This is a genomic window from Klebsiella sp. 7-CIP_Kleb. (assembly GCF_050378655.1).
Classification (GTDB): Bacteria; Pseudomonadota; Gammaproteobacteria; order Enterobacterales; family Enterobacteriaceae; genus Klebsiella; species Klebsiella quasipneumoniae.
Window position 1 is genome coordinate 893,465 of sequence record NZ_JBNRLJ010000001.1, and the last position, 13,222, is coordinate 906,686.

The 13,222-nt window shown below is 59.9% G+C and carries 10 protein-coding genes; 6 read left to right on the forward strand and 4 right to left on the reverse strand.

Features of this window, described 5'->3' with window-relative positions; genetic code table 11:
- Window positions 1-6: 6 nt before the first annotated feature.
- Genes ACQUTI_RS04420 through ACQUTI_RS04430 form a run of 3 tightly spaced genes read right to left on the reverse strand, consistent with a single transcriptional unit; the run spans window position 7 to window position 3,181 of the window.
- Window positions 7-822, reverse strand: coding sequence for a transglutaminase family protein (locus ACQUTI_RS04420; protein WP_017900188.1), 816 nt, complete (start codon window positions 820-822; stop codon window positions 7-9).
- A complete protein-coding gene (locus ACQUTI_RS04425; protein WP_002910835.1) occupies window positions 819-1,748 on the reverse strand; it encodes an alpha-E domain-containing protein in 930 nt (309 codons plus the stop codon). The genes ACQUTI_RS04420 and ACQUTI_RS04425 overlap by 4 nt, the downstream gene beginning before the upstream one ends.
- Window positions 1,742-3,181 carry a circularly permuted type 2 ATP-grasp protein gene (locus ACQUTI_RS04430; protein ID WP_122543211.1) on the reverse strand — a complete coding sequence of 480 codons (1,440 nt, stop codon included), beginning with the start codon at window positions 3,179-3,181 and terminating at the stop codon, window positions 1,742-1,744. Before ACQUTI_RS04430 ends, ACQUTI_RS04425 begins: the two co-directional genes overlap by 7 nt.
- A gap of 486 nt (window positions 3,182-3,667) precedes the next feature.
- On the opposite strand from ACQUTI_RS04430, the gene ACQUTI_RS04435 reads away from it, so the two are divergent.
- The 4 genes from ACQUTI_RS04435 to ACQUTI_RS04450 all read left to right on the forward strand — a co-directional run bounded on the left by ACQUTI_RS04435 (window position 3,668) and on the right by ACQUTI_RS04450 (window position 9,654).
- Complete coding sequence (locus tag ACQUTI_RS04435) at window positions 3,668-5,413, forward strand: alpha,alpha-trehalase (protein WP_122543209.1); 1,746 nt, start codon at window positions 3,668-3,670, stop codon at window positions 5,411-5,413.
- A 251-nt stretch (window positions 5,414-5,664) separates the two neighbouring features.
- Window positions 5,665-7,785: a TonB-dependent siderophore receptor gene (locus tag ACQUTI_RS04440; RefSeq protein ID WP_122543207.1), complete on the forward strand. Its 2,121-nt coding sequence runs from the start codon at window positions 5,665-5,667 to the stop codon at window positions 7,783-7,785.
- Window positions 7,786-8,274: 489 nt separating this feature from the next.
- On the forward strand, window positions 8,275-8,817 hold the full coding sequence (locus ACQUTI_RS04445) for a hypothetical protein (protein WP_225983755.1): 543 nt from the start codon (window positions 8,275-8,277) through the stop codon (window positions 8,815-8,817).
- A gap of 27 nt (window positions 8,818-8,844) precedes the next feature.
- A complete protein-coding gene (locus tag ACQUTI_RS04450; RefSeq protein ID WP_227506922.1) occupies window positions 8,845-9,654 on the forward strand; it encodes a TIGR04222 domain-containing membrane protein in 810 nt (269 codons plus the stop codon).
- A 32-nt stretch (window positions 9,655-9,686) separates the two neighbouring features.
- Here ACQUTI_RS04450 and emtA read toward each other — a convergent pair whose 3' ends face one another.
- On the reverse strand, window positions 9,687-10,298 hold the full coding sequence (gene emtA, locus ACQUTI_RS04455; RefSeq protein WP_004203299.1) for a membrane-bound lytic murein transglycosylase EmtA: 612 nt from the start codon (window positions 10,296-10,298) through the stop codon (window positions 9,687-9,689).
- Window positions 10,299-10,473: 175 nt separating this feature from the next.
- Between emtA and ldcA the strand changes: the two genes are divergently transcribed.
- Window positions 10,474-11,388 (forward strand): muramoyltetrapeptide carboxypeptidase, encoded by a 915-nt coding sequence (ldcA, locus tag ACQUTI_RS04460; RefSeq protein ID WP_017900195.1) that lies wholly within the window; start codon window positions 10,474-10,476, stop codon window positions 11,386-11,388.
- Window positions 11,389-11,480: 92 nt separating this feature from the next.
- Window positions 11,481-13,214 (forward strand): potassium/proton antiporter, encoded by a 1,734-nt coding sequence (locus ACQUTI_RS04465; RefSeq protein WP_004203303.1) that lies wholly within the window; start codon window positions 11,481-11,483, stop codon window positions 13,212-13,214.
- Window positions 13,215-13,222 lie beyond the last annotated feature (8 nt).

Genomic DNA, 13,222 nt, shown 5'->3' on the forward strand with positions numbered 1-13,222 from the left:
CCCGTATTATTGCTGCTGCGCCTGCTGGCTGTGTTCGCGCACTTCAGCGTTGGTTAACATAATCTCCCCGCCGCCGCCCAGCCGGGTGCCCCGTACCGGGCAGGCGTCGAGATAATCCAGCCCAGTCGCCAGCCGCAGATGCTGATTCAGGCGACGGGTATTATTGGTGATATCAAACGACAGCCAACGGCCGTCGAGCCACACTTCCGCCCAGGCATGCATCGCGACATGCTGGGCGTTATCGCTGTAGACATAGCCGCTGACGTAGCGCGCCGGGATCTCCAGCGCCCGGCAGCAGGCGAGAAAAACATGGGTATGATCCTGGCACACGCCCTTCGCCCGGGCGAAGGCGTCGGCAGCGGAGTCCTGGACCTGGGTCGCGCCGGGGGAGTATGGCATTCTTAACAGCAGATCCGCCATCAGTTGATTCAAACTCTCTTCCGCCGCATCGGGACGATAGAGGCGCTGGGCGAACTCACGGATCGCCGTATCGGCGCGGGTCAGCGGCGTACTGCGCAGAAAAACCAGCGGCGACAGCAGCTCGGCCTCTTCATCACACGTCTCTTCCCCCTCGTCGGCGATATCGACAATCCCGCTGGCGCGGATGGTGATCTCTTTATGCGGGTTATCCAGCGTCAGCACATGCAGCACATTACCCCAGCCGTCGGTCGTGGTCACCGCCGCGCCGTCCGGCAGGGTCAGCGTCCAGGCGGTGATCGTCTGCCGTCCGGTGCTGCGCGGGGTCAGGCGCAGATACTGGGTGGAAAACTTCACTTCTTCATCGTAGCCATAGCGGGTGAGATGATCGATGACCAGTTTCATAAGGCCTCCAGATAGGTTTGTCTGATGCTGTCGGACAGGGCGTTAATTCTCGCCAGCAGTCCGTTAAGCGTGGTCTGCAGGTCCGCCTGCGCCAGGTCGTCACGGGTGCTGAAGCGCAGGTCAACGTTGAGCTGATGGGCGAGGCGCAGCGGCTGATAAGAGCGATCGTTGGCGATCTTCTCCAGTTCGCCCACCAGGTCGGCAATGCTGGCGCGCAGCGAACGTGGAATATCGTTACGCAGGATCAGCAGCTCCATCACCGTTTCGCGACTGACCGGCTGGCGGTAGAGGCTGTTGTAAGCTTCGCGGGCGCTGACCGCATTGAGCAGGGTATCCAGCCGGTAGTATTCGCGCACCGGGTCCGGATCGTTGGTCAGCTGTTGATCCTTAATCAGCAGCAGCTGGGTGGTGGCGAACGCGCGCTCGATCAGCGTGCCGATACCGATAAAACTCAGGGCGTCGTTGCGCAGCAGCGTGCCTATCACCGCTCCGCGAAACAGATGCACCCGCTCTTTCACCCACTCGAAAAAACCGTCGCTCCCCAGTTCGCCCAGCCCCTGCTGGCGGAGGGTCCGCAGTTCGATGCGGGTGGCATTGATGCTCTCCCACACTTCGGCCGACAGACTGCCGCGCACCGCGTGCGCGTTGTTCCACGCCATCTCCACGCAGCTGTAAATACTGCAGGGGTTGTTGCCATCGAGGGCAAAAAAGTTGAGCAGATTGCTCATGGTAAAGCGGGCATGGCGCGCCTGAAACAGCTCGTGGGTCATCGACAAATTCAGCGGTAGCGCCAGATCCCGCGACTGCTGGCTGTGGCGGGGGATCATTGATAATTTCCAGGTCACGTCCAGCACCCGGGCGTAGCTCTCCGCCCGCTCAAGGTAGCGGGCCATCCAGAACAGTTCACTCGCCGTACGACTTAGCATGATGTGTCATCCTCCATCACCCAGGTATCCTTGGTTCCGCCGCCCTGCGACGAGTTGACCACCAGCGACCCTTCGGTCAGCGCCACGCGGGTCAGGCCGCCGGGCACCAGGCGCATCTCCTGTCCGGAAAGCACATAGGGGCGTAAATCGATATGCCGTGGCGACAGCCCTTCATCAACGAAGGTTGGGCAGGTCGACAGCGCAAGGGTGTCCTGGGCAATATAGTTGGCCGGATTGGCAAGCAGGCGCTGGCGGAAGGCCTCCCGCTCCTCTTTGGTGGAACGCGGGCCGACCAACATGCCGTAGCCCCCGGCGCCATGGACCTCCTTGACCACCATCAGCTCCAGATTGCTCAGCACGTAGCGCAGGTCCTCCGCTTTCCGACACTGCCAGGTGGGGATATTGCTGAGGATCGGCTGTTCGCCGAGGTAAAAGCGGATCATCTCCGGGACGTACGGATAGATCGATTTGTCGTCAGCCACCCCGGTGCCGATGGCGTTGGCCAGCACTACGCCGCCGGCGCGATAGACGGACAGTAGCCCCGGGACGCCGAGCATCGAATCGGCGCGGAAGGCCAGCGGGTCGAGCCAGGCGTCGTCGATGCGGCGATAAATCACATCCACCCGCCGCGGCCCCTCGGTGGTGCGCATATACACCGCGCCGTTTTTAATAAACAGATCGGCGCTTTCCACCAGCTCGACCCCCATCTGCTGCGCCAGGAAGCTGTGCTCGAAGTAGGCGCTGTTGAAGCGACCCGGGGTCATCACCACGACGCAGGGATCATCCACCAGCGAACTTTCGCGCAGGGTCTGCAGGAGGTAGCTCGGGTAGCGCTCCACCGGCGCAATGTGATGCTGCTCGAACATCTCCGGATAGAGGCGCATCATCATCTTACGGTTTTCGAGCATGTAGGAGACGCCGGACGGCGTGCGCAGATTATCCTCCAGCACGTAATACTGACCGTCGTTATTGCGCACCATATCGACGCCGGTGATATGGGCATAGGTGTTGTTTGGCAGGTTGATGCCCTGCATGCACGGCTGATACTGCTCGTTGGCCAGCACCTGTTCGGCCGGGATCAGCCCCGCACGCAGGATATTCTGCTCATGATAGATGTCATAGAGAAAAGCGTTCAGCGCTTTCACCCGCTGGCGTATACCGCGGTCAATGCGCTGCCACTCCCCGGCGGGTATGATCCGCGGCACGCTATCAAACGGGATCAGCCGCTCGGTTCCCTCATCCTCGCCGTACACGTTAAAGGTGATGCCGATACGGTGAAAAAGCAGTTCCGCTTGCGCTTTTTTCTGCCGGATAGAGAATTGATCGGTGTTGCGAAACCATTGCCACCAGGCATTATAGTGCGGCCGCTGCTCACCCTGGGCGGTCAGCATCTCGTCATAATAATGCCCGTCAGGAAGCGTTATTTTTATCATGGCCGTCTCCTCCGGTTGTACTCACTTTGTGGTAATCCCGATAAGAGATAAGCATTAATTATGCCAGGTCATCCGCCGCCGCGGCGTTGTGCAAATCGGTTCTGACCCGCCGTCTGATTGTGCAAAAAATCGCCACAATGGCCGCCTGCGCCCGGCTGCGGTTGCACCGTCGTGAGGCAGGGCGACGATTTTTGCGCCATGGTGGACGCCAGCGCCGTCAGCCAGTGTGCCGCAGGCCGGGCCTCACAGCCCTTCTCGATCCGCTGGTATTCGCCTCCAGCGCGCCGTGGCCAGTAGCCCGGGCGCCTTGGCTTGCCGGTAAGCCTAATCGCGTTGCCGGCGGTTGTAGCAGAAAACCAGGCAGGTAAATCCTCTGTTTTCGCGCAAAATGTTACCCCTGACACGCGTAGCGGCAGATATTCGTCTAAGGTTTTTGGATGGCCAAACGTCGTGGCCCGCAGTCGATAATGATAAGGAGAACTCCCCATGACGAGTACTGATGCACATCGTCCCGCTGCTTTGCCCTGTTCCCTGCGCCTGGCGATCGGCGGCGCCCTGCTCGCCCTGATGAGCCTGAATGTCCAGGCGGAAGACGGCAAAACCGCGCCGCCACCCTCGCCGGATATTCTGCTGGGCCCGTTGTTTAATGATGTCCAGAGCGCAAAGCTCTTTGCCGATCAAAAAACCTTCGCCGACGCGATCCCTAACAGCGATCCGCTGATGATCCTTGCCGATTACCGGATGCAAAAAAACCAGGCCAGCTTCGACCTGCGTCACTTCGTTGAGCTGAACTTCACGCTGCCGAAAGAGAACGACGCCTATGTGCCGCCCAAAGGGCAAACCCTGCGTCAGCATATCGACGGCCTGTGGCCGGTCCTGACCCGCAGCACCGTCGAGGTGGAAAAGTGGGACTCGCTTCTGCCGCTGCCTAAGCCCTACGTGGTCCCCGGAGGACGCTTTCGCGAAGTCTATTACTGGGACAGCTATTTCACCATGCTGGGTCTTGCCGAAAGCGGTCACTGGGATAAAGTCGAAGATATGGTCGCCAACTTCGCTGCGGAAATTGACACCTGGGGCCATATCCCCAACGGTAACCGCACCTATTACCTCAGCCGTTCGCAGCCCCCCTTCTTCTCCTTTATGGTAAGCCTGCTGGCGACGCACGATGGCGACCAGGTGCTGAAAACCTACCAGCCGCAGCTGGAGAAAGAGTATCGCTACTGGATGGCCGGGGCGGACGCGCTGGCACCCGGCAGCGCCGACAAACGGGCAGTGCGGATGGCGGATGGCGCGCTGCTCAACCGCTACTGGGACGATAACGACACCCCACGTCCCGAGTCCTGGCTTGACGACGTCAAAACCGCCAAAAGCAACCCGAATCGTCCGGCCACCGAGATCTATCGCGACCTGCGCTCCGCCGCCGCTTCCGGCTGGGATTTCAGCTCCCGCTGGATGGACAATCCGCAGCAGCTCGCCACCATTCGCACCACCTCGATTATCCCGGTCGATCTCAATGCCCTGATGTTCCATCTGGAGAAAACCCTCGCCCGCGCCAGTAAAGCAGCGGGGGACAGCGCCGGCGCTACCCGGTACGACGCGCTGGCTAACGCCCGCCAGCAGGCTATCGAGAAATACCTGTGGAATGAAAAAGAGGGGTGGTACGCCGATTACGATCTGAAAACCCACAAGGTGCGCAATCAGCTGACCGCCGCGGCGCTGTTCCCGCTGTACGTCAATGCCGCGTCGCGCGAGCGAGCGACGAAAGTGGCGGCCGCCGCCGAGTCGCGGCTGCTCAAACCCGGCGGGCTGACCACCACCACCGTCAACAGCGGCCAGCAGTGGGACGCCCCCAACGGCTGGGCGCCGCTGCAGTGGGTGGCCGTCGAGGGGCTGCAAAACTATGGCCAGCAGAAGATCGCCATGGAGGTCACCTGGCGCTTCCTGACCAATGTGCAGCATACCTATGACAGCAAACAAAAGCTGGTGGAGAAGTATGATGTGAGTTCGACCGGCACCGGTGGCGGCGGTGGGGAATATCCACTGCAGGACGGCTTTGGCTGGACCAACGGCGTCACCCTTAAGATGCTGGATCTGATCTGCCCGCAGGAGAAACCCTGCGATGCGCTGCCTGCTAACCGTCCGGCGACAACGCCTTCACCGCAGGACAAACCTGTTGCGGCGCCCGCGGCTAACGACCCCGCCCCTGCGGAACCGCAAAAGACCGGCTCCTGACGCTTTGCCGCCCCCTACCAAAATCGGTAGGGGGAAGCGGTCTCCCTGCTCACTACCGTCCCGCGCAGGCCCATTCTGCGGCTCGCGGGAAACCCTTCTCCATCCCCTCGCGCTGAACAGATCACCTTTTCGCTTGATTGCATAAATACAAACAATAATAATTCGCATTACTTTTTAACGAATAATGATAGATTCGTTTTTCCCGCGGCGGCGTACAGGAGTACCAGACCGCGCAGGTTCAGGATGATCTTATGAACGTGGCTATTTCTCGCAAACGCCCGGGGCTGCTGTACGCCCTCGCGGTCGCACTTCCCTTCACCGCGCAGGCCGAAGAGACGGTGGTGGTGACGGCCAGCCCGCCGGCATCCGCCAGCGCGCCGACTGAAGGCTATAGCGCCAGCACCTCGCTCGGGGCGACAAAAACCGACCAGCCGTTAATCACCACCGCCCAGTCGGTGTCGGTTGTCACCCACCAGCAGATGGCGGATCAGGGCGCGAATACCATCAGCCAGGCGCTGGAATATACCCCGGGGGTCTACTCCAGCTTCGGCGGCGGCGCCACCCGGTTTGACGCCATCTCCCTGCGCGGCTACCACGGCGGCGACGTCGATAACCTGTTCCTCGACGGCATGCGTCTGATGAGCGACGGCGGCAGCCATAACGTGGTGCAGATCGACCCGTGGTTTATCGAACGCGTCGATGTAATCCGCGGCCCCTCCTCCGCGCTCTACGGGCAGAGCGTGCCGGGCGGCGTGGTCAACCTGACCTCCAAGCGCCCGCAGTTCAGTCAGCAGGGCCACGTCCGCCTGACTGGCGGGACGCAAAATACCAAAGGCGCGGCCTTCGATTACACCGACGCCATCAATGAGCAGTGGGCATGGCGGCTGATCGGTATGACCCGCAGCAGCGACACGCAGTATGACCATACCCGCGAAGAGCGCTACGCCATTTCACCTTCCCTGCTGTGGCAGCCGGACAGCGATACCTCGCTGCTGCTACGCGCCTATCTGCAAAAAGATCCTTCCGGTGGCTATCATGGCTCTTTGCCGCTGGACGGCACCCGCTACGCGCACAATGGCCGTAAGCTCTCCACCAGCACCAACGAGGGCGATCCGGGAGATGGCTATCAGCGCCGCCAGCAGATCTACAGCTATGAGTTTGACCACCAGTTCACCGATGTCTGGTCGGTCTATTCCGCGGGAAGCTACACCCACACCAACGTCTCCCTCGATCAGGTCTACCAGGTCGGCTGGATAGATGACAGCGACATGCTGGCTCGCGGCTACAGCGGCTCGCGCGGTTCGCTGGACGGCTGGTCAACCGATAACCGCCTGCGCGCCGATTTCAATACTGGCGATCTGGCGCATACCCTGATCCTCGGCGCTGAATACCATCGCTTTCGCAACGATCTGTGGACCGGCGCCGGCGGCGCGGCGCCCCTTAACCCGTTTACCGGCTATACCGCCCAGACCGGGCATACCGTGACCTACAGCGATGATAATAATCGCCGTTATTACCAGACCGGGCTGTATCTGCAGGATGAGATGGTCTGGGACCGCTGGCATGTGGATGTTTCCGCCCGCTATGACCGCATCGTTTCCCAGCAGGTCAGCGATACCCTGGGCACCTCAAACCGCCGTTCAGACGACCATATCAGCGGCCGCGCCTCGCTGTTGTACGCCCTGGACAACGGTCTTTCGCCCTACCTGAGCTACAGCCAGGCGATTACCCCGGCGATGCTGCCCGGCGCTGACGGCAAACCGTTGAAACCGACCACCGCCGAACAGGTCGAAGCCGGCCTGAAGTTCCAGCCGCCGGGCAGCAGCGACCTCTATAGCATCGCGATTTACGATCTGATGCAAAAGGATGTCGCCACCCGCGACCCCAACATCGCCACCGCCACCTATATTCCGGCGGGTAAGGTCCATTCCCAGGGGGTTGAGCTGGAAGCGCACCACCAGATCACCCCGCAGCTGAGCACCCTCGCCTCGTATACCTGGAATCGTCTGCGCTTCCAGGACACTAAGGACGGTACCGACAACAACACGCCGCAGCTGACCCCGGATCAGATGGCCTCCTTCTGGGCGCGCTATCAGTTTCCGGCGGGGATCTCGCTGGGCGCCGGCGTCCGCTACATTGGTAAACAGTGGGCGGATGATGCCAACACCGCGCGGCTGCCGTCGGTCACGCTGATGGACGCCATGATGCGGGCTGACCTCGGCGTCTGGTCGCCGGGGCTGAAAGGCGCTTATGTGCAGGTCAACGCCAACAATATCGGCAATCGTGAATACGTTTCCGGCTGCTACGGCACCGGCAACTGCTACTGGGGAGCAGAGCGCAGCGTCATGGCCACCGTGGGCTACGACTTTTAACTGACAGCGTAAAGATAAGCCTCCGCCCGTGACGGCGGAGGCTTTCGTTAACAGGTGACGTCACGCTTTGATGGCTAATATTAACTTAAAGATGCCAGGCCATTATTTCACTTGCCCCCCTGTGATGAGAGGACTTAATATGCTGGCGAAAACAGGTTAGGACGCTCACAAGGAATAAAAGTGAACCCTGTCATTAGCTATCTCACCAATTTACATCCGTTATCATTTATGGGTTACCATATATTATCCACCACAGTGATATATATTCTGGTAAATATAATTATTGCGAAGACCCGCCCTACTGAAAATACCACAGCCGTTCCGGCGCCCTATTCTATCTCACCCTCTTTTTTAGCCTGGCTACGTAATAGCGCCACCAGCGTCATTCAGCTGGCCATGTTCAGGCTGTTAAGAAAAAACTATGTCACTCTCATCCATTCTGCGGACAATATTCAACTCTGCGCCAATCAGCAGTACGCAGAATGCAAAATGACCTGTGTGGAAAAAATACTGTTTGACCATTTCGCTACGCCAAAATCCAGTGACCAGGATCTGCCGCTTTCTCTGCACGTCGCCGAAAAGAACCACTGGGCGACCGATCCTCACTGCCAAGGGCTGCGGCTCAGCCCGACGCACCAAACGTGGAATATGATATTGATTGCCGCGCCCTCCCTGCTATTGATCGCCGCGCTCGCCTGGAAAACGCTTTTTGATAATCAGGCGATAATTCACTCCAGCGTGTTCAGCTGGCTGACAATGGGGATGGTTTCCGGCCTGTGGTGGCTGTGGCTGTTATGCATCACCTTAAATGCCACCCGGCTGGACCGGGAAGGGATCGCCGTTAATATCTTTCATCACTATATTGATACCCTGAAGGAGACGCTTATTGCTGACTCAGATACCCTGACCGATGAAAACGCCGATTATTGCGTGGCGATCGGTAAAACCGCCCTGCTTCCCGAAAGATTTGCTGAATATGTAAAAATCATCAACCTTATTAAGTATCCCTTTTGTCTGCAGAGGCTGGATTAACGAGGGGATGGTATGTGGAATTTTATAATGCATCTGCATCCACTGCTGTTTCTCGGCGGTTTTATACTTATCGTCCCGGGTATCTATATTGCTATTGGTATAATGATTATCCTGTCGCGGCCAGCGGCTCAGCCCCAGCCGCACGCGATGGAGGTTAGCCCCTGGCTGCTGGCGTGGCTGACCGGAGAAGGGACCCGGGTGATTCAGCTGGCAATGTTCAGCTTACTCAGTAATAAGCATCTGTGGGTCCCGGAGCCCGGGCAGGTTTTGGCTAACGGACGCTATGCAAACCACGAAATGAACGTCATTGAAAGCATACTATTTGACCATTTTGCGGTGCGAAAGCCGTGTCATGAAGATCTGCCCTGCAGCCTGAGTATCGCCGGACGTAACCTCTGGCAGGAACAGATAGCAAGTGCGGGTTTAGCCTTAAGTCCGCTGCGCCGCGGATGGAATATGCTGGCCATCAGCATCCCTTCGGTCGCCCTCGGCGTTATCGTTGCCAGTAAGACCTTTATCTGGCTCGACCTCACCGCTTACAGCATCTTCAGTTGCCTGCTCATGCCCTCGGGTTGCGTTCTGTGGGGCGGATTATGGATAGAGGCCATTAGCAAAACCATTCGTCTCGATATCAACGGCATTTCGCATCATGACGCCCATGCCTGCATCAATGCGTTACGAGAAACGTTAGCGTATAAAGGCGCGCAGGAGGATGACGCGACGGCCATGCTCTGCGTGGCGGTAAACGGCGTGGAATCGCTTCCCGAGCGCTACCGGGAATATAAAGCGTTAATAGCGCCGATTAGCGTTATCACGTCGCTGCGCACAGAGGATTAGGACCCCGCCAGGCCGGCGGGGCGAAGGTAAGGTTACATGGCGTCCAGCGCTTTCTGCAGCTTCCAGATATAGCGCGGCGCCTGCGGAGCCGGGTGTTTTTTCGCCACATGCTCGAAGAACTCATCGGCGTCGAGGTCGTTAATCTCCTCGATGGCGTCCTGCCGGTTTGACGAGAAGGTGCGCAGCAGCGCGCCAGCGCCGTTGGCATAGGAGACCACCACCGCATAGCGCATCACCTGCGGGTCTTTGATCCCCGCCAGCGGACCATTCTCCAGAATGCTCAGATAGGCGGCCCCCATCGAGATATTCCGTTCCGGGTTTTTCAGCTCACTGACCGACGGCTCGCCGCGCCAGCCCATCCGCCGGTAAACATCGCGTCCGGAGGTCGACGGCTTAAGCTGCATCAGCCCGACGGCGCCGGATTTACTCACTACCGCAGGATTACCGCCCGACTCGATGGCAATGATCGCCGTGATCAGCTGCGGATCCACGCCCCAGGCGGCGCCGGCTTTTTCACTGATCGGCATCCACTGCATCGCCCGCTTCACCGGGACCTCGGGGTTCCACGGTGGATTGGTGTAATCATGTTTCGAACTACAACCGGCCAGAAAAACGACTAAAATAAGCAACCATCTCAATTTCACACATCTATCCTTATCTACCCAAACGCCATCATGCTGCAGAACGACGGCAGCGGTACGTCCCCCGCCCGCCGACAGCCTGATGGATGACGGGTGCGGATTGAAGTTAGCCACCTGGAGATGACAATCGCCATTCCAGGCGGCATCATAACCCTTTCATTCATAGCAAGGAATTATCATGTCTCAGTTTTATCTGGTCGCGCCATCCGGTTATTGCATCAACCAGCAGGCGGCGGCCCGCGGCGTCGAGCGTCTGCAGCAGGCCGGGCACGAGGTGGCCCACCAGCAGGTCATTCCCCGTCGGCAGCAGCGTTTCGCCGGAACTGAACATGAACGGCTGGCCGATATTAACCAGCTTGCCCAGTTGCCGGGCCGCAACCGGATCGTTCTCGCGGTGCGCGGCGGCTACGGCGCCAGCCGCCTGCTGCCGCATATCGACTGGCAGGGGCTGATTGCCCGCCAGCAGCGTGACCCGTTGCTGATTTGCGGCCACAGCGATTTCACCGTCATCCAGTCGGGCCTGCTGGCCATGGGCAACGTCGTCACCTTCAGCGGGCCGATGCTCGCAGGGAACTTCGGCGCGGAGACCCTCGATCCGTTTACCGAACAGCATTTCTGGCAGGCGCTGCGCCAGCCTGAATTCACCCTCGAATGGCCGGGCGAAGGGCCGAACTGCCGGGTGGAAGGCACCCTGTGGGGCGGGAATCTGGCGATGCTGACTTCGCTTATCGGTACCCCGTGGCTGCCGGCGATCCGCGACGGCATCCTGGTGGTGGAGGATATCAATGAGCACCCGTTCCGCGTCGAACGCATGCTGCTTCAGCTGTTGCACAGCGGCGTACTGGCGGCGCAGAAGGCGGTGATCTTCGGCAGCTTCACCGGCGGCGCGCCGAACGACTATGACGTGGGATATGACCTGCCGCAGGTGTTTGATTATCTGCGCCAGCAGCTCTCTGTACCGCTGATAAGCGGACTGGAGTTTGGCCACGAGCAGCGCACGGTGACCCTGCCGCTGGGCGCGCGCGCGCGGCTGGTCAACCAGCCATCAGCCACCACCCTGACAATCAGCGGCCACCCGGTGCTGGCAGAATAAATTTCCCAGACGCATAGGCGGATTCCCTGCGAATTGTTAAAATAGTGTCACTTTTAGCCATTTTTTCACGCCAGTCAGGGAGTACGTGAACATTGGACGCCGCTGCGGTCATTAGTCTGTTTATTCTGGGTTCTGTTTTAGTAACCTGCAGTATCTTATTGAGCTCCTTTTCTTCGCGCCTTGGCATCCCGATTCTGGTCATCTTTCTGGCCATCGGGATGCTGGCAGGCATTGACGGCATCGGCGGCATCCCCTTCGACAACTACCCCTTCGCCTACATGGTGAGTAACCTGGCGCTGGCGGTGATCCTGCTGGACGGCGGGATGCGCACCCAGGCCAGCTCCTTTCGCGTCGCGCTGTGGCCAGCGCTGTCGCTGGCGACGGTCGGGGTGCTGATCACCTCGGCGCTGACCGGGATGATGGCGGCCTGGCTGTTCAAACTGGATATGATCGAAGGCCTGCTGATCGGCGCCATTGTCGGCTCCACCGACGCCGCGGCGGTCTTCTCGCTGCTCGGCGGCAAGGGGCTCAACGAGCGCGTCGGCTCGACGCTGGAGATTGAGTCAGGCAGTAACGACCCGATGGCGGTCTTCCTGACCATCACCCTGATCGAAATGATCCAGCAGCACCAGACCGGCCTCAGCTGGATGTTCGCCGTGCATATCATTCAACAGTTCGGTCTCGGGATCGCCATCGGCCTCGGCGGCGGCTACCTGCTGCTGCAGATGATCAACCGCATCGTGCTGCCCGCCGGGCTCTATCCGCTGCTGGCGCTGAGCGGCGGGATCATGATTTTCGCCGTCACCACTACCCTCGACGGCAGCGGTATCCTCGCCGTCTATCTCTGCGGCTTTCTGCTGGGCAACCGGCCTATCCGCAACCGGCACGGTATCCTGCAGAACTTCGACGGTCTGGCGTGGCTGGCGCAAATCGCCATGTTCCTGGTGCTGGGCCTGCTGGTGACGCCCTCCGACCTGCTGCCGATCGCTATCCCGGCGCTGTTGCTGTCGATGTGGATGATTTTCATTGCCCGTCCGCTGTCGGTATTTGCCGGTCTGCTGCCGTTCCGCGGGTTCAACCTCCGCGAACGGGTATTTATCAGCTGGGTCGGCCTGCGCGGCGCGGTGCCGATTATTCTCGCGGTGTTCCCGATGATGGCCGGCCTGGACAACGCCCGCCTGTTCTTCAATGTCGCCTTCTTCGTGGTGCTGGTGTCGCTTCTGCTCCAGGGCACATCGCTATCGTGGGCGGCGAAAAAAGCCAAAGTGGTGGTGCCGCCCGTCAGCTGGCCCATCTCCCGCGTCGGGCTGGATATTCACCCGGAAAACCCGTGGGAGCAGTTTGTCTACCAGCTGGGCGCCGATAAATGGTGCATCGGCGCGGCGCTGCGCGACCTGCATATGCCGCCGGAGACGCGGATTGCCGCCCTGTTTCGCAACAATGCCCTGCTGCACCCCACCGGCAGCACCCGCCTGCGGGAAGGCGATATCCTGTGCGTCATTGGCCGCGAGCACGACCTGCCGGCGCTGGGCAAAATGTTCAGCCAGTCGCCGCCGGTGGCGCTCGATCAGCGTTTTTTCGGCGACTTTATACTTGATGCCGAGGCCCGCTTCGCCGATGTGGCGCAAATCTACGGCCTCGACGGCGGAGAGGAGTTCCGCGAACATCAGCAGTCGCTGGGGGAAGTGGTGCAGCAGCTGCTGGGCGCCGCGCCGGTGGTGGGCGACCAGGTGGAGTTCGCCGGGATGGTATGGACAGTCGCGGAAAAAGAGAACGATCACGTGCTGAAGGTAGGGGTACGGGTCGCGGAAGACGAGGCGGAGTGATCCGCCCC

Excerpts from the sequence above, each read along its gene's own strand:
- ACQUTI_RS04430 (WP_122543211.1), bottom strand. The coding sequence starts at position 3,181 with ATGATAAAAATAACGCTTCCTGACGGGCATTATTATGACGAGATGCTG.
- ACQUTI_RS04450 (WP_227506922.1), top strand. The coding sequence starts at position 8,845 with ATGCATCTGCATCCACTGCTGTTTCTCGGCGGTTTTATACTTATCGTC.
- ACQUTI_RS04420 (WP_017900188.1), bottom strand. The coding sequence starts at position 822 with ATGAAACTGGTCATCGATCATCTCACCCGCTATGGCTACGATGAAGAA.
- ACQUTI_RS04445 (WP_225983755.1), top strand. The coding sequence starts at position 8,275 with ATGACCTGTGTGGAAAAAATACTGTTTGACCATTTCGCTACGCCAAAA.
- ACQUTI_RS04440 (WP_122543207.1), top strand. The coding sequence starts at position 5,665 with ATGAACGTGGCTATTTCTCGCAAACGCCCGGGGCTGCTGTACGCCCTC.
- ldcA (WP_017900195.1), top strand. The coding sequence starts at position 10,474 with ATGTCTCAGTTTTATCTGGTCGCGCCATCCGGTTATTGCATCAACCAG.
- ACQUTI_RS04435 (WP_122543209.1), top strand. The coding sequence starts at position 3,668 with ATGACGAGTACTGATGCACATCGTCCCGCTGCTTTGCCCTGTTCCCTG.
- ACQUTI_RS04425 (WP_002910835.1), bottom strand. The coding sequence starts at position 1,748 with ATGCTAAGTCGTACGGCGAGTGAACTGTTCTGGATGGCCCGCTACCTT.